This window comes from Agromyces sp. Marseille-P2726, from assembly GCF_902809835.1.
Taxonomy (GTDB): Bacteria; Actinomycetota; Actinomycetes; order Actinomycetales; family Microbacteriaceae; genus Agromyces.
On sequence record NZ_CADDWM010000015.1, the window covers coordinates 508024 to 529328 of the forward strand.

Annotated in this window: 20 protein-coding genes; 14 read left to right on the plus strand and 6 right to left on the minus strand. The window is 69.3% G+C overall.

All coding sequences use genetic code 11. The annotated features are described in order from the left end of the window. The first annotated feature begins 15 nt into the window (after positions 1-15). From pepN (HUS56_RS15040) to HUS56_RS15080, 9 genes are all read left to right on the plus strand, one after another. Positions 16-2583 (plus strand): aminopeptidase N, encoded by a 2568-nt coding sequence (gene pepN, locus HUS56_RS15040; RefSeq protein WP_173924219.1) that lies wholly within the window; start codon positions 16-18, stop codon positions 2581-2583. Positions 2584-2697: 114 nt separating this feature from the next. Beyond that, positions 2698-3609, plus strand: coding sequence for an ABC transporter ATP-binding protein (locus HUS56_RS15045; RefSeq protein ID WP_173924220.1), 912 nt, complete (start codon positions 2698-2700; stop codon positions 3607-3609). Between the two features lie 5 nt (positions 3610-3614). Continuing rightward, the gene (locus HUS56_RS15050; RefSeq protein WP_173924221.1) at positions 3615-4460 is read left to right on the plus strand and encodes an ABC transporter permease; all 846 of its coding nucleotides are present in this window, start codon (positions 3615-3617) and stop codon (positions 4458-4460) included. A 10-nt stretch (positions 4461-4470) separates the two neighbouring features. After that, the gene (locus HUS56_RS15055; protein ID WP_173924222.1) at positions 4471-5754 is read left to right on the plus strand and encodes a sensor histidine kinase; all 1284 of its coding nucleotides are present in this window, start codon (positions 4471-4473) and stop codon (positions 5752-5754) included. Next, positions 5751-6446, plus strand: a complete 696-nt coding sequence (locus HUS56_RS15060) for a response regulator transcription factor (RefSeq protein ID WP_173924223.1) — start codon at positions 5751-5753, stop codon at positions 6444-6446. Before HUS56_RS15055 ends, HUS56_RS15060 begins: the two co-directional genes overlap by 4 nt. A 67-nt stretch (positions 6447-6513) precedes the next feature. After that, on the plus strand, positions 6514-9102 hold the full coding sequence (gene pepN, locus HUS56_RS15065; protein WP_173924224.1) for an aminopeptidase N: 2589 nt from the start codon (positions 6514-6516) through the stop codon (positions 9100-9102). Positions 9103-9113: 11 nt separating this feature from the next. Further along, the gene (locus tag HUS56_RS15070) at positions 9114-10208 is read left to right on the plus strand and encodes a mechanosensitive ion channel family protein (protein ID WP_173924225.1); all 1095 of its coding nucleotides are present in this window, start codon (positions 9114-9116) and stop codon (positions 10206-10208) included. After that, a complete protein-coding gene (locus HUS56_RS15075; protein ID WP_305792494.1) occupies positions 10205-10588 on the plus strand; it encodes a globin in 384 nt (127 codons plus the stop codon). Before HUS56_RS15070 ends, HUS56_RS15075 begins: the two co-directional genes overlap by 4 nt. A 36-nt stretch (positions 10589-10624) precedes the next feature. Next, entirely contained in the window at positions 10625-12292 is a 1668-nt protein-coding gene (locus HUS56_RS15080) for an FAD-binding dehydrogenase (RefSeq protein ID WP_254431480.1), read from the plus strand. Positions 12293-12301: 9 nt separating this feature from the next. Here HUS56_RS15080 and HUS56_RS15085 read toward each other — a convergent pair whose 3' ends face one another. Next, positions 12302-12979: a hypothetical protein gene (locus HUS56_RS15085; RefSeq protein WP_173924226.1), complete on the minus strand. Its 678-nt coding sequence runs from the start codon at positions 12977-12979 to the stop codon at positions 12302-12304. 111 nt (positions 12980-13090) lie between these two features. Between HUS56_RS15085 and HUS56_RS15090 the strand changes: the two genes are divergently transcribed. From HUS56_RS15090 to HUS56_RS15100, 3 genes are all read left to right on the plus strand, one after another. Next, on the plus strand, positions 13091-13972 hold the full coding sequence (locus tag HUS56_RS15090) for an acyl-CoA thioesterase II (protein ID WP_173924227.1): 882 nt from the start codon (positions 13091-13093) through the stop codon (positions 13970-13972). Positions 13973-14068: 96 nt separating this feature from the next. Continuing rightward, positions 14069-14563 carry a ubiquinol-cytochrome c reductase iron-sulfur subunit gene (locus HUS56_RS15095; RefSeq protein ID WP_173924228.1) on the plus strand — a complete coding sequence of 165 codons (495 nt, stop codon included), beginning with the start codon at positions 14069-14071 and terminating at the stop codon, positions 14561-14563. A 1-nt stretch (position 14564) separates the two neighbouring features. Further along, the gene (locus tag HUS56_RS15100; RefSeq protein ID WP_173924229.1) at positions 14565-15107 is read left to right on the plus strand and encodes a hypothetical protein; all 543 of its coding nucleotides are present in this window, start codon (positions 14565-14567) and stop codon (positions 15105-15107) included. 26 nt (positions 15108-15133) lie between these two features. On the opposite strand, the gene HUS56_RS15105 is transcribed toward HUS56_RS15100, so the two are convergent. The 4 genes from HUS56_RS15105 to msrA all read right to left on the minus strand — a co-directional run bounded on the left by HUS56_RS15105 (position 15134) and on the right by msrA (position 18689). Then, positions 15134-15610, minus strand: coding sequence for a thioesterase family protein (locus tag HUS56_RS15105; RefSeq protein ID WP_173924230.1), 477 nt, complete (start codon positions 15608-15610; stop codon positions 15134-15136). 1 nt (position 15611) lies between these two features. Next, positions 15612-17294 (minus strand): energy-dependent translational throttle protein EttA, encoded by a 1683-nt coding sequence (ettA, locus tag HUS56_RS15110; protein ID WP_173924231.1) that lies wholly within the window; start codon positions 17292-17294, stop codon positions 15612-15614. Positions 17295-17428: 134 nt separating this feature from the next. Beyond that, positions 17429-17980: a single-stranded DNA-binding protein gene (ssb, locus tag HUS56_RS15115; protein ID WP_173924232.1), complete on the minus strand. Its 552-nt coding sequence runs from the start codon at positions 17978-17980 to the stop codon at positions 17429-17431. A 184-nt stretch (positions 17981-18164) separates the two neighbouring features. Next, positions 18165-18689 carry a peptide-methionine (S)-S-oxide reductase MsrA gene (gene msrA / locus HUS56_RS15120; protein ID WP_173924233.1) on the minus strand — a complete coding sequence of 175 codons (525 nt, stop codon included), beginning with the start codon at positions 18687-18689 and terminating at the stop codon, positions 18165-18167. A 17-nt stretch (positions 18690-18706) separates the two neighbouring features. Between msrA and HUS56_RS15125 the strand changes: the two genes are divergently transcribed. Further along, on the plus strand, positions 18707-19714 hold the full coding sequence (locus HUS56_RS15125) for an aldo/keto reductase (protein ID WP_173924234.1): 1008 nt from the start codon (positions 18707-18709) through the stop codon (positions 19712-19714). Positions 19715-19800: 86 nt separating this feature from the next. Further along, a complete protein-coding gene (locus HUS56_RS15130) occupies positions 19801-20445 on the plus strand; it encodes a hypothetical protein (protein ID WP_173924235.1) in 645 nt (214 codons plus the stop codon). 4 nt (positions 20446-20449) lie between these two features. Here HUS56_RS15130 and nadE read toward each other — a convergent pair whose 3' ends face one another. Next, the gene (gene nadE / locus HUS56_RS15135) at positions 20450-21271 is read right to left on the minus strand and encodes an ammonia-dependent NAD(+) synthetase (RefSeq protein ID WP_173924236.1); all 822 of its coding nucleotides are present in this window, start codon (positions 21269-21271) and stop codon (positions 20450-20452) included. Positions 21272-21305: the final 34 nt, after the last annotated feature.

Sequence of the window (21305 nt, forward strand, 5' to 3'; positions counted from 1 at the left end):
CGCGAAGGAGCGCACGTGCCAGGAGAGAACCTCACCCGCATCGAAGCCGAGGAGCGCGCTGCGCTCGTGACGGTGCACGACTACGACGTCGTGCTCGACGTCACGACCGGTCCCGAGGTCTTCCGGTCGACGACCACCGTGCGGTTCGCTGCGCAGGAGGGCGCCTCGACCTTCATCGACGCGATCACCGCAGCGGTGCACTCGGTGACCCTCAACGGCCGTTCCCTCGACCCGGCCCAGGTGAGCGACGGCGTGCGGATCCAGCTCGACGGGCTCGCCGACGAGAATGAACTCGTCGTCGTCGCCGACGGAAGGTACATGCACACGGGCGAAGGCCTGCACCGTTTCGTCGACCCGGTCGACGACGAGGTGTACCTCTACACCCAGTTCGAGGTTCCCGACTCGCGCCGCATGTTCGCCGTCTTCGAGCAGCCCGACCTGAAGGCGTCGTTCCGCTTCACGGTCACCGCTCCCGCGCACTGGGAGGTCGTGTCGAACTCCCCGACCCCCGATCCGGTCGACGCTCACGACGGCGCAAAGACCTGGGCGTTCGCGCCGACCCCGCGCATCTCGAGCTACATCACCGCGCTCGTGGCCGGGCCCTATCACGTGGTCCGCGACGAACTGACGAGCTCCGACGGCCGCACGATCCCGCTCGGGGTGTTCAGCCGGAAGAGCCTCGCCGAGTACCTCGACGCCGACTACATCTTCGAGAAGACCAAGCAGGGGTTCGAGTACTTCGAGTCGAAGTTCGGCATCCCGTACCCGTTCGAGAAGTACGACCAGATGTTCGTGCCCGAGTACAACGCGGGCGCCATGGAGAACGCCGGCGCAGTCACGTTCACCGAGTTCTACGTGTTCCGGTCGAAGGTGACGGATGCCGTGCGCGAACGCCGCGTCGTCACGATCCTGCACGAGCTCGCCCACATGTGGTTCGGCGACCTCGTGACCATGAAGTGGTGGAACGACCTCTGGCTGAACGAGTCCTTCGCCGAGTGGGCGTCGACCATCGCCACCGCCGAGGCGACCGAGTGGACCAACGCCTGGACCACCTTCAACGCCATGGAGAAGAGCTGGGCCTACCGTCAGGACCAACTGCCCTCGACGCATCCGATCGTCGCCACGATCAACGACCTGGAAGACGTACTGGTCAACTTCGACGGCATCACGTACGCCAAGGGCGGGTCGGTGCTGAAGCAGCTCGTGGCATGGGTGGGAATCGACGCGTTCTTCACCGGGGTCTCGGCGTACTTCAGGAAGCACCAGTGGGGCAACACCACGCTCGCCGACCTGCTCGCCGAGCTCGAGGTCTCGAGCGGTCGCGACCTCTCGGACTGGTCGGGGCTCTGGCTCGAGACGGCCGGCGTCAACACGCTCCGTCCTGAGATCGCCGTCTCGACGGAGCTCGACGAGCAGGAGGCGGCGACGATCACCTCGTTCGCCGTGCTGCAGTCGGCAACCGACGAGCATCCGACGATCCGTCCGCACCGCCTGGCGATCGGGTTCTACAACCTCCGCGACGGCAAGCTCGTGCGCGACCACCGGGTCGAGCTCGACGTGGACGGCGAGCGCACCGAGGTCCCCGAGCTCGTCGGCCTGCCGCGCCCCGACCTCGTCCTGCTCAACGACGACGACCTCGCCTACGCGAAGATCCGCCTCGACGAGGCGTCGCACGGGGTCGCCCTCGCGAACCTCTCCGACATCGAGGACCCGCTGGCGCGCGCGCTCGTGTGGAGTTCGGTGTGGGATGCCACGCGTGATGCCGAGACCCGCGCCAGCGACTACCTCGCCCTCGTGCTCGGGAACATCGCGAGCGAGACCGAGTCGACCACGCTGCGGATCGTGCTCGCCAACGCCGTCATGGCTGCGAGCGCCTACGTCGCTCCCGAGCGCCGCGCCGAGGCGCGCCGGGAACTGGCCGATGGGTTCTGGCAGCTCGCGCGGGAGGCGGCACCCGGCAGCGACGCGCAGTTCCAGTTCGTCACGAACTTCGCCGCCATCGCCGAGGCAGGATCGCACGTCGACGAGCTCGCCGCCCTCTACGACGGCTCGCTCGCACTCGAGGGTCTCGCCATCGACACCGACCTCGGGTGGGAGCTGCTCATCGCCCTGGTCGCGGCCGGACGCGCTGGTGACCCCGAGATCGACGAACGCCTCGCCAGCGACAACACGGCGACCGGCCAGCAGTCGGCCGCGCACGCCCGCGCCGCCATCCAGACGCCCGAGGGCAAGGAGCGCGCGTGGGCGTCGCTCATCGACGTCGACACGGCGACGAACACCGTCGTGCGCGAGACCGCCGAGGGGTTCCTCCGGGCGAACGACCCGGCACTGCTCGAGCCGTTCGTCGACCGCTACTTCGACATGCTGGAGCGCGTCTGGGAGGAGCGCAGCTACGCGATCGCCGAGAAGCTCGTCGACGGCCTCTACCCGTCGCCGCTCGCCAACCGGGCACTCGCCGACGCCAGCCGCGCCTGGCTCGACACGCATCCCGACGTGCCCGCGCTGCGACGCCTGGTGATCGAGCGACTCGCCGGGATCGACCGCGCCCTCGCTGCGCAGGAGCGCGACGCGCAGGAGGCGTAGCCGACCGTCGTCCCACGGGGCGGCGGGCGTGGTACCCCGGTACCACTGCCCGCCGCCCCGAGACCGTTCTGCGGGCCGATGTGGCGGCTTCGCGGCATCCGTAGCTTCGAAGCCATGATCACTGCAGAAGGACTCACCAAGCGGTTCGGCGAGAAGACCGCCGTCGACCACCTCGACTTCACCGTGCAGCCCGGCCGGGTCACGGGCTTCCTCGGCCCGAACGGTGCCGGCAAGTCCACCACGATGCGCATGATCGTGGGGCTCGACCGGCCGACCGCCGGGCGCGCCATGGTCAACGGTCGGCGGTACGCCGAGCACCGGGCCCCGCTCCACGAGGTCGGTGCGCTGCTCGATGCCAAGGCCGTGCACACCGGACGGACCGCCGAGAACCATCTCCTCGCCATGGCCGCCACGCACGGCATCGCCCGGCAGCGGGTGCGCGAGGTCATCGAGCTCACCGGGCTGGAATCCGTTGCGCGCAAGCGCGTGGGCGGATTCTCGCTCGGCATGGGCCAGCGCCTCGGCATCGCCGCCGCGCTGCTCGGCGACCCGGCCACGCTCATCCTCGACGAACCCGTCAACGGGCTCGATCCCGAGGGAGTGCTGTGGGTGCGCCGGCTCGTCCGCAACCTGGCTGCCGAGGGGCGCACGATCTTCCTGTCGTCGCACCTCATGAGCGAGATGGCGCTCACTGCCGACCACCTCATCGTGCTCGGCAAGGGACGCCTCATCACGGATGCCCCGGTCGCCGAGGTCATCGCCGGTGGCACCCGTTCCCGCGTCCGGGTGCGCTCGCCGCACGCGTCGCAGCTCGCCGACCTGCTCGCCGGCCCGGACGTGACGGTCATGCGCGCCGAGTCGGGCGTCCTCGAGGTCACGGGCCTCGAGGCATCCGGCATCGGGGACCTGGCCGCCCGGCACTCCCTGGCCATCCATGAACTCACCCCCATGAACGCGTCGCTCGAGGAGGCCTACATGGCCCTCACGGCCGACGCCGTCGAATACCGTACGGAGGCACTCCGATGAGCACCATGACCCGGACCACCACACATTCCCACCGGCTCGGGCCCCAGCAGACCCGACTCGGCTTCGCCGGCGTGCTCCGCTCGGAGTGGATCAAGCTGCGAACGCTGCGCTCGACCGTCTGGTCGTACCTCTTCGTGATCGTGCTCACGCTCGGCATGGCCCTCGTCATGTCGCTCACCATCGCGAACGGCATGGGCGGCGAAATGGACGCCAGGGGAATGCCGGATGCCGCGCAGACCGAGCTGTTCGTGCAATCCTCGGTGTTCGGGGTCTACCTCGCCCAACTGGTCGTCGCCGTGCTCGGTGTCCTCGTCGTCACCGGCGAGTACAGCACGGGAATGATCCGCTCGACGCTGGCCGCCGTTCCGACCAGGTTGCCGGCCCTCGCGGCGAAGGCGGCGGTGCTGTTCGTCGCCACGTTCGTCGTGGGCGTCGTGTCCACCGTGGGCGCGTACTTCGTCTCGACGGCGGTCTACTCGGGGTACGGCCTCTCGGCGAGCATCACGGACTCCGACGTCTTCATGCCGCTGCTGGGCGCAGCTCTCTACCTCGCGCTCCTGGCGGTGTTCGCACTCGGCGTCGGCACCATGGTGCGCTCCAGTGCGGGCGGCATCGGCATCGTGCTCGCGCTCATCCTGGTCGTCCCGGTCGTGCTCCAGATGATCCCCGCGGACTGGGCGCAGTCCGTGGTCCCGTACCTGCTGTCGGACGCCGGTACGAGCATGTTCGCGCCCGAGAGCATGACGGGTGGCGACTCGATGGGCGCGTGGCAGAGCCTGCTCGTCGTGCTCGGCTGGGTCGCAGCCTCGGCCACCGGGGCGGCGGTGCTCCTCACGAAACGCGACGCGTAGAGTCCTGTCCATGACCCAGTCGCGGCTCGCCCCCGACCACCCGGACAGGGTGGCCGGGGGCGAACTGCGCCTGCCGAAGGCGCCCGGGGTCATCCGCCAGTTCTGGTCGCGCCACCCGCGGCTCACCGACGCGCTCATCGCCGCGATCTACGCGGTGCCGACCGTGATCGGCACGGTCGCGACGACCATCCAGCTCGGGCTCCCGGTGTGGCTGGCGGTGGCCAACGCGGCCGTGGCCCTCGGGGCGGGACTCGGACTGGCACTGTTCCGGCGAACGCACCCCTGGCTGGTGCTCGGGTTGGCGTGGCTCGCGTGCATCGTCTCGGCGCCCACCGGATCGATCGACACGCTGGCCATCCTCTTCAGCCTCTATGCGCTCGCGGTGTACTCGTCATCGCGGGCGGCATGGATCGGCTACGGCGTCTCCGTCGCTGTCGGGGCGGCGGCGAGTTTCCTCTCCGTGCGGCTGCGCAGCGCCGTCGTCGTCGAGCCGTTCGACTTCGATGCGACGGGGTCGTCGGTCACGTTCGCCGTGTTCATGCTCATCGCGACCCTCATCGGCGTGACTGTGGGCAACCGCCGCCGCTATCTCGATGCGCTCATCGCACGGGCACACGACCTGGCCCGAGAGCGCGACCAGCAGGCGGAGTTGGCCGCGGCGATGGAGCGGGCGCGCATCGCCCGCGAGATGCACGACATCGTCTCGCACGGGTTGACGGTGATGATCACCCTCGCCGAGGGCTCCGCCGCGACCGCCACGAGCGACCCGGAACGGGCCGCGGACGCGATGCGCAACGTCGCCGACGCGGGGCGCGACGCACTCGGCGAGATGCGACGAATGCTCGGGGTGCTGACCGCACCGGGGGATGCCGCAGCCGAACGTTCGCCGCAGCCCGATGTCGCGGCGATCCCGGCACTCGTCGACGGCTTCCGCGACGCGGGGCTGCCGGTGCGTCTCTCGACGACGGGTCCTCCGATCACCGAACCGACGCTGCAGCTCGCCGTCTATCGAGTGGTCCAGGAGGGCCTGACGAACGCGCTGCGTCATGCCGCAGGAGCGCAGCATGTCGACGTCCGCATCGAGCACGTCGACGAGGTCGTGACCATCGTGATCGAGGACGACGCGGTGCACCCCGCGACTCGGATGACGGGCGCAGGCCGAGGTCTCGCCGGGCTCCGCGAGCGCGTGGCACTGTACGGCGGAACGCTCGAAGCCGGGCCCCGGCCCGCCGGTGGCTGGCGGCTCGCCGCCGCCCTGAAGGGCACCCCCGATCGCAGGAGAGGAGACGCATGAACGACCGCGAACGCGGCATCCGAATCGCGATCGTCGACGACCAGGCGCTCGTCCGGACCGGCTTCCGCATGGTCCTGGAGGCGGAACCCGACTTCGAGGTGGTCGGGGAGGCCGGGGATGGCGCGTTCGCGATCGAGCTCGCGCGCGCCACCGCGATCGACGTGATGCTCATGGACGTGCGCATGCCCGGCGTCGACGGGATCGCCGCGACCGAGGCCGTCACGGCGGTGGAACGCGGTCCGCGCGTCATCGTGCTGACGACGTTCGACCTCGACGAGTACGCGTTCGCCGCCATCCGCTCTGGAGCCAGCGGCTTCCTCCTGAAGGACGTTCGCCCGCAGGAGCTCACCGCGGCCATCCGAACGGTGCACGCTGGTGAGGCGACCCTCGCGCCGCGCATCACCCGACGCATGATCGAACTCTTCGCCGACGACCTGCCGGCCCAGGAGGGCGCACCTTCGGCGCGGTCGACCCGCCTCAGCGTGCTGACCCCTCGCGAACGCGAGATCCTCGTCGCGATCGCCGAGGGATTGAACAACGCCGAGCTCGCAGCGCGCTTCCACCTCTCGGAGTCGACGGTGAAGACCCACGTCGGCCGCATCCTGCAGAAGCTCGACGCCCGCGACAGGGTGCACCTCGTCATCCTGGCGTACGAGCACGGGCTCCTCTCACCCGAGCGGCCCGCGCGGTGACGATCCGACACGAGCCGGCGGGCGACCGTCGTAGGCTTGCTGGGCACACCGACACGAAGGACCATGGATGCCAGCAGCGAACCTCACCCGACTCGAGGCCGAGGAACGCGCCGCCACGATCAGCGCACCCGAGTACGAGGTGAGGCTCGACCTCACCGGCGACGACGAGCGGTTCCGCAGCGACACGACCGTGCGGTTCCGCGCGACGCCGGGCGCCTCGACGTTCATCGAGGCCTGCAGTGAGCAGATCCACGAGCTGACCCTCAACGGGCGGTCGCTCGATCCCGCGGTGGTCGCCGACGGCACCCGCATCCGGCTCGACGGCCTCGAGGCTGAGAACGTGCTGCACGTGGTCGCCGATGCTCGCTACACCAACACCGGCGAGGGCCTGCACCGTTTCGTCGATCCCGTCGACGAGGCGGTGTACCTCTACACCGAGTTCGCCGTGGCGGAGGCCAATCGCGTGTATGCGGTGTTCGACCAGCCCGATCTCAAGGCCGCCGTGCGGTTCACCGTCACCGCCCCGGCGCACTGGCAGGTTCTCAGCAACGCCCCGACGCCCGATCCGATGCCCGTCGCGGCCGCGTCGACGACACGCACGCCGGTTGCGGCCACCTGGGCGTTCGAGACCGGACCGGTCATCTCCAGCTACATCGTCGCGCTCATCGCCGGGCCGTATGCGGCGTGGCACGGAACGGCGCGCAGCATCGACGGTCGCGATGTGCCACTCGGCCTGTTCACCCGGGCCTCGCTCGCGCAGTACGCCGAGCCCGAGGTGATGTTCGAGACCGTGCAGGCCGGACTCGCGTTCTACGAGCAGGCGTTCGGCGTGCCGTACCCGTATGGCAAGTACGACCAGATCTTCGTGCCCGAGTACAACTGGGGCGCGATGGAGAACGTCGGCGCGGTGACCTTCAACGAGTCGTACCTGTTCCGCTCGCGAGTCTCGGACGCCCGGCGCGAGCAACGGGCCATCGTCGTGCTGCACGAGCTCTCGCACATGTGGTTCGGCAACTCGGTCACCATGAAGTGGTGGAACGACCTGTGGCTCAACGAGTCGTTCGCCACGTGGGCGTCGACGCTCGCGACCTCCCGGGTGACCGAGTTCACGGGCGTCTGGGCGACCTTCGCGAGCGATGAGAAGACGCACGCCGCCGAACAGGACCAGCTGCCCTCGACGCATCCGATCGTCGCCGACATCGACGACCTCGCCGGCGTCGAGGTGAACTTCGACGCCATCACCTACGACAAGGGCGCCTCGGTGCTGAAGCAACTCGTCGCCTGGGTCGGTCTCGAGGCGTTCCAGCGCGGGGTGGGCGCCTACCTGACCGCCCATGCGGGTGGCAACGCCACCCTGCGCGACCTGCTCGACGAGCTCGAACGGGCGAGCGGGCGCGAGCTCACGCACTGGTCCGAACAGTGGCTCGAGACCGCCGGGGTCAACACGCTGCGCGCCGTCGTCGACACGGACGCCGCGGGCATGATCACCGCAGCCCGCGTCGAACAGACGGCGAGCCCGACGCATCCGACGCTGCGACCCCATCGCCTCGCCATCGGCTGCTATTCGACGGATCCGACCGGCGCGCTCGTGCGCACCCATCGGGTCGAGCTCGACGTCGACGGGCCCGTCACCGACGTTTCGGGTCTCATCGGCGTTCCGAGGCCCGACCTCCTGCTGGTGAACGACGACGACCTCACCTACGCCAAGGTGCGCCTCGACGACGAGTCGTTCGCCACTGCGGTGGCCCACATCGGCATGCTCCGCGATTCCGTGGCGCGTGCCGTCGTGCTCGGTTCGGCGTGGGATGCCGTGCGCGACGCCGAGCTTGCGGCAACCGACTACGTGCGGCTCGTGCTCGGCAGCATCGGCCACGAGACCAGTTCGGCGGCCCGAGGACTCGCGCTCGGCCGGCTCGAGCTCGCGATCAGTCGTTACCTCGCCGACGACCACCGCGAGCGGCTCGCCGTCGAGACGGGCGACGCAGTATGGGCGCTCACCGAGCTGGCGGAGCCCGGTTCCGACGCGCAGTTGCAGTTCATGAAGGCGTTCACGAGGATCGCCGCGTCGCAGGCGCACGCCGACGTGCTCGGCAGCATCCTCGACGGCTCGATCGGGCTCGACGGGCTCGAGGTCGATCTCGACCTCCGCTGGGAGATCGTCATCGCGAGAGCGACCCTCGGCGCGGCATCCGACGAGGAGATCGATGCGGCACTCGCCCTCGACGACACCGCGAAGGGTCGGCAGCTTGCCGAGACCGCGCGAGCGGCACGACCCGACCAGGCGGTGAAGGATGCCGCGTGGCGGCGCGTCGTCACCGAGGCGAGCCTCTCGAACGACATGGCCCGCGCGATCGCCGAGGGCTGGCGACGCACGACGGCACCCGAGCTGCTGGCCTCGACCGTCGCCGACTACTTCGAACGACTGCAATCGGTGTGGGAGGAGCGCAGCTTCACCATGGCCTCGCTGGTGGTCTCGCGACTCTTCCCGTCACCGCTCGTCTCCGAGGAGCTCGCCGCGGTGGCACGTGCGTGGCTGGCAGCGAATCCCGAGCCGGCACCGCTGCACCGGCTCGTGTCGGAGCAGGTCGACGAGCTCGAGCGCGCGCTCGCGGCGCGCGCCCGCGATGCCAGCGAGCTCTCGGCTGCGGCTCAGTAGACTCTCACAACATGTTCCCCGCAGAGGTACCCCCCGAGGCGCCGCTCGACCCCGACTTCTGGGCGCAGATCGCCCAGTTCTGGGCAGACAACTGGGGCATCATCGTCGGCAAGCTCGTCGCGATCGCCGTGATCATCGCGATCGCGTTCCTCATCCGCTGGATCCTGCACTTCGTCATCGAGCGCGTGGTCAACCGCGTCGTGACCGGAGTGAAGCGCAAGCAGGATGTGACCGACACGCAGGCGCTGCAGGCGTCGCCGCTGGCAGCGGTGCGCGTCGTGCAACGCACCCGCACGCTGGGCACCGTGCTGCGGAACGTGGTGAACGTCACCCTCTTCATCATCGTGACGCTCATGATCGTGAACGTCATCGATCCGACGATCCTCGGCTCGTTCGCGCTCCTCTCTGCGGCGATCGGCGCCGGCCTCGGCTTCGGTGCGCAGAACATCGTGAAGGACGTGCTGAACGGCCTCTTCATGGTGGTCGAAGACCAGCTCGGCGTGGGTGATGTCGTCGACCTCGGTCCGGCCACGGGGATTGTCGAGGAGGTGCAGATCCGCATCACCAAGGTGCGCGACGTGAACGGCACCCTCTGGTTCGTGCGCAACGGCGAGATCCTGCGCGTCGGCAACATGTCGCAGGGGTGGGCGCGCGTCATCCTCGACCTCGCGGTTCCGTACGAGGCCGATGTCGAGGCCGTCGAGGCCGAGATGCTGCGGACCGCCGTCGAGATGGCCCAGTCGGGCAAGTGGCGCTCGCGGGTGCTGGAGAAGCCCGAGGTCTGGGGCCTCGAGTCGATCGCCGATGGAGCCATGGTGGTCCGCATCGTCATGAAGGTGCGCACCTCCTCGAAGGACGACGTCGCCCGCGAGCTTCGTACCCGTCTCAAGCGGTCGCTGGACGCGATGGGCCTCAAGCTGCCGAGCCTGTCGAGTGTCATCCTGACGGGCTTCGACGGCGCCACCCGGGTGAAGGGCGCGAAACCGCCGAAGACCGCGCCCAGCGAGGTCGTCGACGATCACGGACGGGCACCCGGCCAGACGGCGAAGCCCGTGCGTCGCCTGCAACGGGCACCCAAGCCGCCGGCCGGTGGGGGCACCGCATGATCGAACCGTCGTTCTACGAGACCGTCGGCGGCCGTCCGACGTTCGAGCGGCTCGTGGCCGAGTTCTATCGCGGCGTGGCCGACGACCCCGTGCTGAAGCCCATGTATCCCGAGCAGGATCTGGGGCCGGCCGCCGAACGGCTCACGATGTTCCTCGAGCAGTACTGGGGCGGACCGACCACGTACAGCGAGCAGCGCGGCCACCCTCGGCTCCGGTTGCGCCACCAGCCGTTCAAGGTCAATCCCGACGCTCGCGATCGCTGGCTGGCGCACATGCGCGCGGCCCTCGATTCCCTGGACCTGCCGCCGCTCGCCGAGCAGACGCTGTGGGACTACCTGCAACGGGCGGCCTTCGCGATGGTCAACACGTTCGAAGACTGAGCAGACGGAACACCACCCCGAGACAAAGGAGTCCACGTGGCCGCCACCCCCGCATCCCGTCCTGTGCCCGACGCCATCGTCGTTGGCGCCGGCCTGTCCGGCCTCGTGGCTGCCGCAGAGCTCGTCGAGGCGGGCAAGCGGATCCTCATCGTCGAGCAGGAGCCCGAGGCCAGCCTCGGCGGACAGGCGCACTGGTCGTTCGGCGGCCTGTTCCTCATCGACTCGCCCGAGCAGCGACGCATGGGTGTGAAGGACTCCCTCGATCTCGCCCGCCAGGACTGGGCGGGAACCGCCGGGTTCGATCGCGACGAGGACGAATGGGGTCGTCGCTGGGCCGAGGCGTACCTCGCGTTCGCCGCCGGCGAGAAGCGCGCATGGCTCCGGGAGAAGGGGGTGCGGTTCTTCCCCATCGTGGGGTGGGCCGAGCGTGGCGGCTACAACGCCATCGGGCACGGCAACTCCGTCCCGCGCTTCCACATCACCTGGGGAACAGGGCCAGGCGTGCTCGCTCCCTTCATCGCGAAGGTCGAGGCAGGCGCCGCCGCTGGGCTGGTTGAGATCCTGCACCGCCACCGCGTCGATGAACTCGTGGTCGAATCGGGTGCGGTCGTCGGGGTGCGAGGCGCAGTCCTGGCCTCGGATACCGCACAGCGGGGCGAGCCGAGCAATCGCGACCCGGTCGGCGAGTTCGACCTGCGCGCGCCGGCGGTGGTCGTGGCATCCGGTGGCATCGGGGGAAACCACGAGCTGGTGCGTGAGTTCTGGCCGGTCCGCATGGGGGCGGCGCCCGAAGAGCTGCTCTCGGGCGTGCCCGCCCACGTCGACGGAAGGATGCTGCCCATCACCGAGCGCGCCGGCGCGCGGCTCGTCAACGGCGACCGGATGTGGCACTACACCGAGGGGATCACGAACTGGGATCCGGTCTGGCCGTCGCACGGCATCCGCATCCTACCCGGCCCCTCTTCGCTCTGGTTCGACGCCGAGGGTCGCCGGTTGCCCGTCCCCCTCTTCCCCGGGTTCGACACTCTCGGCACCCTGGAGCACATCGTGGCCACCGGTCACGCCCACTCGTGGTTCGTGTTGACGCAGCGGATCATCGAGAAGGAGTTCGCGCTCTCGGGCAGTGAGCAGAACCCCGACCTCACCGGCAAGGACCTGAAGCTCCTCGCCGACCGGCTCGGATCCGGCGCGCCCTCGCCGGTCGAGGCGTTCAAGCAGCACGGGGTCGACTTCGTCGTCGCGGACACGCTCCCCGAGCTCTTCGACGGCATGCGCGCGCTCTCCGCCGACGTGCCGATCGACACCGACAACATCGAGCGCGAGATCGTCGCTCGCGACCGGGAGCTCGACAACGAGTTCTCGAAGGACCTGCAGCTCACCGCCGTTCGCGGAGCCCGGAGGTACCGCGGCGACCGGCTCATCCGCGTCGCGACGCCGCACCGCATCCTGGACCCGAAGGCAGGGCCCCTCATCGCGGTGAAGCTGCACCTGCTCACGCGCAAGACCCTCGGCGGCATCCAGACCGACCTCGACTCGCGCGCTCTGGGCGCCGACGGATCGCCCGTGCCCGGGCTCTATGCGGTCGGTGAGGCGGCGGGGTTCGGCGGCGGGGGCATGCACGGCTACCGAGCGCTCGAGGGCACCTTCCTCGGTGGATGCCTCTTCACCGGCCGCGCGGCGGGTCGGGCGATCGCGCGCGGCTGACCGCGGCGGCTACGCCTTGAGCGTCCACGCCTTCCGGCGCACGAGGATGTGGCCCCGCCGAGACGAGAGCCGTGTCCACGGCCCGGTCTCGAAGATGCGCACCGGATCGTCGCCGAGGAAGCCGAGGCTGAATGCGCCGAAGGCCGCACCCGCCGGCACGTACTCGATGCCGTCGACGCCGCGTCCCCACACCTCTGATCGCACGCGCTGCACGAGTTGCTCGCCGGTGCCCTCGGGGATCGCCCGCGCGACCTCCTCGATGCCGGCACGGGCCGCCGACTCCAGGGTCGCGGCATCCGTCTCGCCGAGCGGTCGCCACCCGCTCCGTGGCGGGGAGATGCCGGCCCAGGTGACGGTGTTGACCTCGGGAGGCCGCGACATCGTCACCGGGCGTGACTCGTCGACCCCGAGCTCGTCGCGCGCCCGGACGATGCGCTCGACCAGCGACCGCATCGGCACGACCGCATCGAAGTCGTCGGTCTGGAAGAGTGCGAAGGTGCGGAGGCCGAGCACCGTCGGGCTCTCGTCGAGGATGCCGCGTGGATACAGGATGGCCGTGTAGACCGCGAGGATCCCGGAGCTCGCGACAAGGCGCACCGAACCGTCTTCGACGCGGCCGGCACGCTGGAGGTAGGTGTGGAGGTCGCCGAGCGAGAGGCTGTCCGCGAGCGTGAGTTGTCGAACCATCTGCTGTCTAAACTACCAAGGGAGCGCAGCCGCTCCGGCGGCCCGCGATTCCGCCGGTGTCCGGGCGATCGACGACCCAGCGACCTGCCGCCCGATCGACACGGAGGAACGATGAACGGTCCCATCGACGGCCTGCTGAGCACTCTCGACCTCACCGACACCGGCGCTCGCACGACGGAGGACATCTACACCGGGCCGTCGCAGTGGATGCCGCTCGGCCGTGTCTTCGGGGGTCAGGTGCTCGCGCAATCGCTCATCGCCGCGATGCACACCGTGCCCGACGAGCGGGTCATCCATTCGATGCACGGCTACTTCCTTCGGCCGGGCGATGTGCAGCATCCGATCACGTTCTCCGTCGACCGCCTGTACGACGGCCGCTCCTTCTCGACGCGCCGTACCCACGCGTACCAGAACGGCGAGCCGATCCTGTCGCTGATCGCCTCCTTCCAGAAGGGCGACGACGGCCTCGAGCACCAGGTCGCCATGCCGAGCGATCTGCCCGACCCCGAGAGCCTGCCGACGACGGCCGACATATTGGGCGAACTCGACCACGACGTGGCGAGGTACTGGTCGACCGAGCGCGCGTTCGACGTGCGCCACATCGACTCGCCCATCTACCTCGGCGTCGATGGTGCCCGGGTGCCCCATCAGGCCGTCTGGATGAAGGCATTCGGGCGGCTGCCCGACGCCCCCAAGCAGCACCGCGCAGCGCTCGCCTACGCGAGCGACTACTCCATCCTCGAGCCGGTGCTTCGTGCGCACGGCGTCGCCTGGTCCACGCCCGGCCTGAAGATCGCGAGCCTCGATCACGCCATGTGGTGGCATCGCGACGCGCGCGTCGACGACTGGTTGCTCTACGTGCAGGAGTCTCCGTCGGCGAGCGGCGGGCGCGGACTCTCGCTCGGCCGGATCTTCACCCGCGAGGGCGTGCTCGTGGCGAGCGTCGCCCAAGAGGGCATGGTGCGAGTTCCGCGTGCCGACGCATTCGACTGAATGAATCATGTGGGTTCCGTCGCGGAGGTCTGGCGTACGCCAGAATGACCCAACGGGCGCGTGCTCGCGTGCCCGGGAGCGAGAGTGAGGGACGCGATGACGGATGCCACGGAGCTGAGCCGGCGCACGGTGCTGACGCTCGGGTCGACAGGAGCCATCGGAAGTGCGCTCGTCCTGGCGGGATGCTCGCCGTCGTCGCCGTCGGAGTCGCCCACGGGCAATCCGCCCTCCTCTCCTCCCGTGGCGGAGTCGGACCCGCCATCGCCCGGGAGCGCCGCACCAGATGCGCCCGCCGTCGGTGAGGACGTCGCGGCCCTGGCCGACGTGGCGGTGGGCGGCAGCATCGACGCCAAGATCAACGGAGAGCCGGCGCTCATCGCACAGCCGACCGCTGGTCAGGTCGTGGCCTTCAGTGCGATCTGCACGCACCAGCAGTGCGTGGTGGCCGCCGCCGGAGACGAGTTCCACTGCCCGTGCCACGGCTCGGCGTTCGACGCTACCACGGGCGACGTGCTGAACGGGCCCGCGCTCGAGCCGTTGAGGCCCATCCGAGTCGCCGTCTCCGGCGACCGGATCGTCGCGGCGTCGTGACGTGAACCTCGACTACGAGTTCGCCGGGCTGCCGCTGCACGTGCTGCTGGTGCACGTCATCGTCGTGGCGGTTCCGGCGCTCGGCCTCGCCCTGATCGTGGCGGCAGCGTGGCCGGCGGCGCGCCGGGTGCTCTGGATTCCGCTGCTGATCGCCGCCGCGGCCTTGGTGCCTCTCGGCCTCGCGACGATCGAGGCCGGGAAGTGGCTGGAAGTCCGCGTTCCGCCGGCCCCGCTCATCCAGGAGCACACGGCCCAGGGCGAGGACATCGTGCCGTGGCTCTGGGGCCTGCTCGCCATCGCCGTGCTCATCGCCGTGTGGGCGGTCGGGGAGCGGGTGTTCCGCCGGCGGGCGACGTCGTCATCGGGCGACGGGGCCGCGGGCCGCCGGCTCGGGCGCGGGGCGGTGGTCTCGACGAGCATCGTGCTGAGCATCGTGGCGATCGGCGTCACCGCCGGCTCCACGGCAACGCTGGTGCGCGTCGCCGAGGCGGGCAGTCGTGCCGTCTGGGAGGGCTCGTTCAGCGACGAACCGCTGGAGAACTGAGGTCGGACCTCGGCGCGAGGGTCGCGTCAGCGGCGGCGGAAGGCGACCGGGTCGCCGACGTAGGGTTCCCAAGCTGCACGCTCCCGGTCGTCGATGCGTCGGGGTCGCTGGGTCGTGGTGTCGACGAGCACGATCGAGGTGACCGCGCGGGTGTAGAGCACCCGAGGATCGAGGCCCACCGGGGAGTAGACCTCGTAGCAGACGTCGAGACTCGCGCCGCCCATGCGCCCGATCCACAACTCGATGTCGAGCGGCTGCCGATGGTACGGGATCGGCGCGAGGTACTCGATCTCCTGCCGTGCGATCAGGGTGATCGTGTTCGTCTCGGGGGTCGCATCGATCACCGCCGTCGAGGCGCCGACCGCATGCTCGGGCGTGTCGTCGCTCACCCAGAAGGCCTGGATGCGGGCCTCTTCGAGGAGGCTCAGCATCCGGGCGTTGTTCACGTGCCCATAGGCGTCGAGGTCCGACCACCGAAGCGGCGTCGGCACATGCAGTCGCACGTCAGTCTCGAGTGAGCTTGCGGTAGGCGGACCGATGCGGCTTCGCCGCCTCGGGACCGAGCCGCTCGATCTTGTTCGCCTCGTAGCCCTCGAAGTTGCCCTCGAACCAGTGCCAGTACGCCGGGTTCTCGTCGCTGCCCTCGTAGGCGAGGATGTGGGTCGCGATGCGGTCGAGGAACCACCGATCGTGGGTGATGACGACGGCGCAGCCGGGGAACTCGAGCAGCGCGTTCTCGAGGCTCGACAGCGTCTCGACATCGAGGTCGTTGGTCGGCTCGTCGAGGAGCAGCAGGTTGCCGCCCTGCTTGAGGGTCAGCGCGAGGTTCAGCCGGTTGCGCTCGCCACCGGAGAGGACACCAGCCGGCTTCTGCTGGTCGGGTCCCTTGAAGCCGAATGTCGAGACGTAGGCGCGACTGGGAACCTCGGTCTTGCCGACCTGGATGTAGTCGAGTCCGTCGGAGACGACCTCCCAGAGCGACTTCTTGGGGTCGATACCGGCGCGCGACTGGTCGACGTACGAGATCTTCACCGTCTCGCCGATCTTGAGCTCGCCGCCATCGAGCGGCTCGAGCCCGACGATCGTCTTGAAGAGCGTCGTCTTGCCGACGCCGTTGGGACCGATGATGCCGACGATGCCGTTGCGCGGCAGTGAGAAGCTCAGACCGTCGATGAGCGTGCGGTCGCCGAACCCCTTCTTGAGATTCCTCGCCTCGATCACCAGGTCGCCGAGTCGAGGACCCGGCGGGATCTGGATCTCCTCGAAGTCGAGCTTGCGCGTGCGCTCGGCCTCGGCCGCCATCTCTTCGTAGCGCGCGAGGCGTGCCTTCGACTTCGCCTGACGGCCCTTGGCGTTCGAGCGCACCCACTCGAGTTCGTCGGCGAGGCGCTTCGCCAGCTTCGCGTCTTTCTTGCCCTGGACCTTGAGCCGCTCCTGCTTCTTCTCGAGGTAGGTCGAGTAGTTGCCCTCGTAGGGGTACAGGCGGCCCCGGTCGACCTCGCAGATCCACTCCGCGACGTGGTCGAGGAAGTACCGGTCGTGCGTCACGGCGAGCACGGCGCCCGGATACTTGGCCAGATGCTGCTCGAGCCAGAGCACGCTCTCGGCGTCGAGGTGGTTCGTGGGCTCGTCGAGCAGCAGCAGGTCGGGCTTCTGCAGCAGCAGCTTGCAGAGTGCGACCCGTCGCTTCTCACCGCCCGAGAGGACCGAGACCTTCTCGTCGCTCGGCGGGCACCGTAGCGCATCCATGGCCTGTTCCAGCTGCGAATCGAGGTCCCACGCGTCGGCCGCGTCGATCTCCTCCTGCAGGGTGCCCATCTCGGCGAGGAGGGCGTCGAAGTCGGCGTCGGGTTCGGCCATCGCCAGCGAGATCTCGTTGAACCGATCGATCTTCGCCTTGATCGGCCCGACGCCCTCCTGCACGTTCTCGAGCACGGTCTTCGTCTCGTCGAGCTCGGGCTCCTGCATGAGAATGCCGACCGAATAGCCGGGGGTCAGCCGGGCCTCGCCGTTCGACGGCTGGTCGAGACCGGCCATGATCTTCAGGATCGTCGACTTTCCGGCTCCGTTGGGCCCCACGACGCCGATCTTCGCGCCGGGGAGGAACGCCATCGTCACGTCATCGAGAATGACCTTGTCGCCGACCGCCTTGCGGGCGCGCACCATCGAGTAAATGTAATCCGCCATGTCGTCGACCAGTCTATCGGTCCGCCGTCAACGGCCTCCCCAGACCGAACGCCCATCGGCGACCCCTCGACCGAGTGCGCCCGATGCATCGGCGACGCACTCGGTCGGGTTCATCGCTGCGACGGCTCTCGCCCTCACACGAGTTCGTGCTGAACGGCTTCGTCGGGACGTGCTCCAGGGTCGTCGGGGAGGGCTCCGCCCGACTCGACTTCGGCGGCGTCATGCGACTCGTCGACGCCGGGCCACCCTCCGCTGTCGCCGGCGCCGCTGAGGCTCGAGGCCATATCCGCGCCCGCGGAACCGTCGCCGCTCGTCGACGGTTCGCGGGAGACGCGTACCTTCGTGAGGTTCGTCGTGCCCCAGGAGAGGTCGTGTCCGATCGCATCGGCCTCGATCTCGATCGCCGTTCCGCTCTTCTCGCCGTTGTCCCACGCCCGCACACGAAGCCGGCCGTGCACCACGACTCGTTGCCCCTTCGACACCGAGTCCATGGTGTTGTGCGCCAACTGGCGGAAACCCGAGACCGTGTACCAGTTCGTCTCGCCGTCCTCCCACGTGCCTTTCGTGCGATCGAAGTACCGTCTCGTCGAGGCGAGCCGGAACGAGGCGATCGCGAGTCCTTGCGGGGTGACATGCAGTCGGGGGTCGCTGCCCACGACGCCGGTCACGGTGATGCTGTCGGTCATATGGTGCTCCTCGCTCGTACGCCGCCGCGAGTCGGCGGCTCGCGGCATCCGGACCCGCTCGTGCCGTCTCAGGCCCGGATGCCGCGTCGCACCAGCATCGCTGCGCGAGCGCACCACGGCGCCGTCAGGGCGCACTCCAGTGGGACGAGAGGCCGTCGCGCGCCCTGTCGAGGAGGAGTCGAGGTCAGGCCGCCACGTACTCGGCGTACGATCGGCGGATCTTGTTGACCTTCGGCAGCGCGACCGCGAGGCAGTAGCCCTGACCGGGGTTCTTGGCGAAGAAGTCCTGGTGGTACTCCTCGGCCCGGTAGAACTCGGCGAGAGGTTCGATGGTCGTCACGATCTCGCCCGGCCACCACTCGGCCGCCCGGTCGCGGGCGGCCTCGAAGAGCTCGCGCTGCGCGGGGTCGGCGAAGAACATCGCCGAACGGTACTGCGTTCCGACGTCGGCGCCCTGCCGGTTCAGCTGCGTGGGGTCGTGCAGGGTGAAGAAGACGTCGAGGATCACCTCACGCGGGATGACGTCGGGATCGAACTCGACGCGCACGGCCTCGGCGTGACCGGTCGCGCCGGTGCACACCGCTTCGTAGCTCGGGTTCGGCAGGGTGCCGCCCGTGTACCCCGAGACGACGTCGTCGACACCGCGGAGGGTGCGGTACACCGCGTCGAGGCACCAGAAGCATCCGCCGGCGAGAACGTAGCTTTCCATCGTCCTAGAGTATCGAGGTGACCTACATCGCCGCCGCCGACCGTTACGACACCATGCGATACAACCGAGTGGGCAGGAGCGGAGTCCAGCTTCCCGCCCTGTCGCTCGGTCTCTGGCACAACTTCGGTCACGATCGACCCTTCGACACCCAGCGAGCGATCGTGCGGCGGGCCTTCGACCTCGGCATCACGCACTTCGACCTCGCCGACAACTACGGGCCGCCACCCGGCGCCGCCGAAGAGAACTTCGGTCGACTCCTCGCGACCGACCTGGCGTCCTACCGTGACGAGCTCATCATCTCGTCGAAGGCTGGGTTCCCCATGTGGGCCGGCCCCTACGGTGATCTCGGCTCCAGAAAGCACCTGCTCGCCGGGCTCGACCAGAGCCTGAGGCGGCTCGGGCTCGACTACGTCGACATCTTCTACTCGCACCGTGCCGACCCCGAGACGCCGGTGGAAGAGACCATGGGGGCGCTCGCGAGCGCCGTCCGCCAGGGCAAGGCCCTGTACGTCGGCATCTCGAACTACTCACCCGAGCAGACGAGGGATGCGGCAGCGGCGCTCGCGGCCGAGGGGGTGCCGCTGCTCATCCACCAGCCGAGGTACTCCATGTTCGACCGCACGATCGAGCACGGCCTCTTCCCCGTGCTCGACGAGATCGGCGCAGCGAGCATCGTCTATTCGCCGCTCGCGCAGGGCCTGCTCACCGACCGCTACCTGTCGGGCGACGTGCCTGCCGACTCCCGGGCGGCGACGAGCCGATTCCTCCCACCCGAACGGATCAACGCGGAGTACCTCGAGCGGGCCCGCTCGCTCGATGCCATCGCGAAGGAGCGCGGACAGACCCTCGCCCAGCTCGCGCTGACGTGGGTACTGCGTCAGCCACTCGTGGCCAGCGCCGTCATCGGCGCCTCGAGCGTCACGCAGCTCGAGCAGAACGTCGCCGCACTCGATGCCGAACCGCTCACCGACGCCGAGATCCAGCGGATCGACCCCATGGCGGTGCACGGGACCGCCCTCGACTGACGCCGGGCCCCTGCCCGGCAACGTCCACCGCGGGCACGCCGAGCCGGCTGGGCAGCACCGGGTCGAGACGACGCTAGCCTGCGGTCATGCAGTGGTGGAACGACCTCATTTCATGGCTCACCTCGAGCGCCGCCCGCCCGACGCTGTTCACGGCGATCGTGCTGTTCCTCGCCGTGCTGGCCGCCGGCCTCCTCTCGGCGTGGATCGCGAGCGTCGCGATCCGGCGGGTGATCGCCCAGCGCGACCGCGAGTCGAAGGCCGCCGCGATCGCCGTGCTCGTCGATGCCGCGACCGAGGCATCCGTGTGGAACTCGCTGACGCCGCAGGAGCAGGTGCTCGCCGACCGTGCAGTGGGTCAGGCCGACATCCAGGTACGGCTGCTTCCGATCAGGGGGTCGGATGTCGCGGCCGACTGGGCGGCGCACCAACTGCACGAACTCAAGCGCGCATCCGCGACGTTCGGCTACCAGCTCGACCCCGCCGTCGTCGAGTTCCGCGAGCGGCTGCTCGACTGGAAGCGACGTCCCGCACGAACGCGGAAGGAGTTCGAGAACGACCTGGCGCGCTGGCGGTCGCAGCCGCGCGAGCCCGAACACGCCATCATCGCGGCCCAGGACGAGTGGGTCGCGGCGCAGCACCACGAACGCTACTCGGACACGGCCCGGTTCGCCGCACCCGAGCGCGACACCGACACTGCACCCGCGCCGACGCTCGACGACGCGCGCCCCTGAACCGTCAGATCCACCAGTCGTCGAACATCGAGACCGGCGCCGTGCGCTTGTGTCGCGTCTGCAGGTATCGCTGCTCGATCAGCTCGGCGATCGCAGGATCGATCTCCTCGCCCTCGAGGTACGCGTCGATGTCGTGGTACTTCAGGCCGAGGTTGGCCTCATCGGACTGTCCGGGGTCGTGGTCGAGCAGATCGGCGGTCGGCACCTTGAGGTGCAACTGCTCGGGAGCCTCGAGGTGCTTCAGCAGCATCCGTCCCTGTCGCTTCGTGAGACCGGCGAGGGGCAGGATGTCGGCGCCGCCGTCGCCGTACTTCGTGAAGAACCCCGTGACCGCCTCGGCGGCATGATCGGTGCCGACCACGAGAAGCCGGCCCTCGCCGGCGATCGCGTACTGCGCGACCATGCGCATGCGCGCCTTCACGTTGCCCTTGCCGAAGTCACTGAGTGCGACACCGGCCGCCTCGGCGTACTCCTCGGCGAGCTCGTCGACGGGGTCCTTGATGTTGAACCCGACCATCTCCTGAGGACGGATGTAGGCGAGGGCGAGCTGTGCGTCGGCTTCGTCGTGCTGCACGCCGTAGGGAAGCCGCACCGCCACGAACCGGACCGGCTCCCCCTCGGCGCCGAGCTCCTCCACCGCGTGGCGGCACAGCATGCCGGCGAGCGTCGAGTCCTGACCACCGCTGATGCCGAGGACGAGCCCCGCCGCACCCGTCGTGCGGAGGTACGTCTTCAGGAAATCGACCCTCGTGCGCACCTGCTCCTCGGGATCGATGACCGGGCTGACGTTGAGGTCCGCGATGATTCTCGCCTGCAGGTCTCGCATGCCAAGACGATACCCCGCTCATGTTTCGCGGAGG

What these genes read in the sequence shown, in the direction of transcription:
- HUS56_RS15090 (WP_173924227.1), top strand. Translation starts at nt 13,091, where the DNA reads ATGAACGGTCCCATCGACGGCCTGCTGAGCACTCTCGACCTCACCGAC.
- HUS56_RS15075 (WP_305792494.1), top strand. Translation starts at nt 10,205, where the DNA reads ATGATCGAACCGTCGTTCTACGAGACCGTCGGCGGCCGTCCGACGTTC.
- ettA (WP_173924231.1), bottom strand. Translation starts at nt 17,294, where the DNA reads ATGGCGGATTACATTTACTCGATGGTGCGCGCCCGCAAGGCGGTCGGC.
- nadE (WP_173924236.1), bottom strand. Translation starts at nt 21,271, where the DNA reads ATGCGAGACCTGCAGGCGAGAATCATCGCGGACCTCAACGTCAGCCCG.
- HUS56_RS15130 (WP_173924235.1), top strand. Translation starts at nt 19,801, where the DNA reads ATGCAGTGGTGGAACGACCTCATTTCATGGCTCACCTCGAGCGCCGCC.
- HUS56_RS15055 (WP_173924222.1), top strand. Translation starts at nt 4,471, where the DNA reads ATGACCCAGTCGCGGCTCGCCCCCGACCACCCGGACAGGGTGGCCGGG.
- ssb (WP_173924232.1), bottom strand. Translation starts at nt 17,980, where the DNA reads ATGACCGACAGCATCACCGTGACCGGCGTCGTGGGCAGCGACCCCCGA.
- msrA (WP_173924233.1), bottom strand. Translation starts at nt 18,689, where the DNA reads ATGGAAAGCTACGTTCTCGCCGGCGGATGCTTCTGGTGCCTCGACGCG.
- HUS56_RS15095 (WP_173924228.1), top strand. Translation starts at nt 14,069, where the DNA reads ATGACGGATGCCACGGAGCTGAGCCGGCGCACGGTGCTGACGCTCGGG.
- pepN (WP_173924224.1), top strand. Translation starts at nt 6,514, where the DNA reads ATGCCAGCAGCGAACCTCACCCGACTCGAGGCCGAGGAACGCGCCGCC.
- HUS56_RS15070 (WP_173924225.1), top strand. Translation starts at nt 9,114, where the DNA reads ATGTTCCCCGCAGAGGTACCCCCCGAGGCGCCGCTCGACCCCGACTTC.
- HUS56_RS15060 (WP_173924223.1), top strand. Translation starts at nt 5,751, where the DNA reads ATGAACGACCGCGAACGCGGCATCCGAATCGCGATCGTCGACGACCAG.
- HUS56_RS15085 (WP_173924226.1), bottom strand. Translation starts at nt 12,979, where the DNA reads ATGGTTCGACAACTCACGCTCGCGGACAGCCTCTCGCTCGGCGACCTC.
- HUS56_RS15045 (WP_173924220.1), top strand. Translation starts at nt 2,698, where the DNA reads ATGATCACTGCAGAAGGACTCACCAAGCGGTTCGGCGAGAAGACCGCC.
- HUS56_RS15050 (WP_173924221.1), top strand. Translation starts at nt 3,615, where the DNA reads ATGACCCGGACCACCACACATTCCCACCGGCTCGGGCCCCAGCAGACC.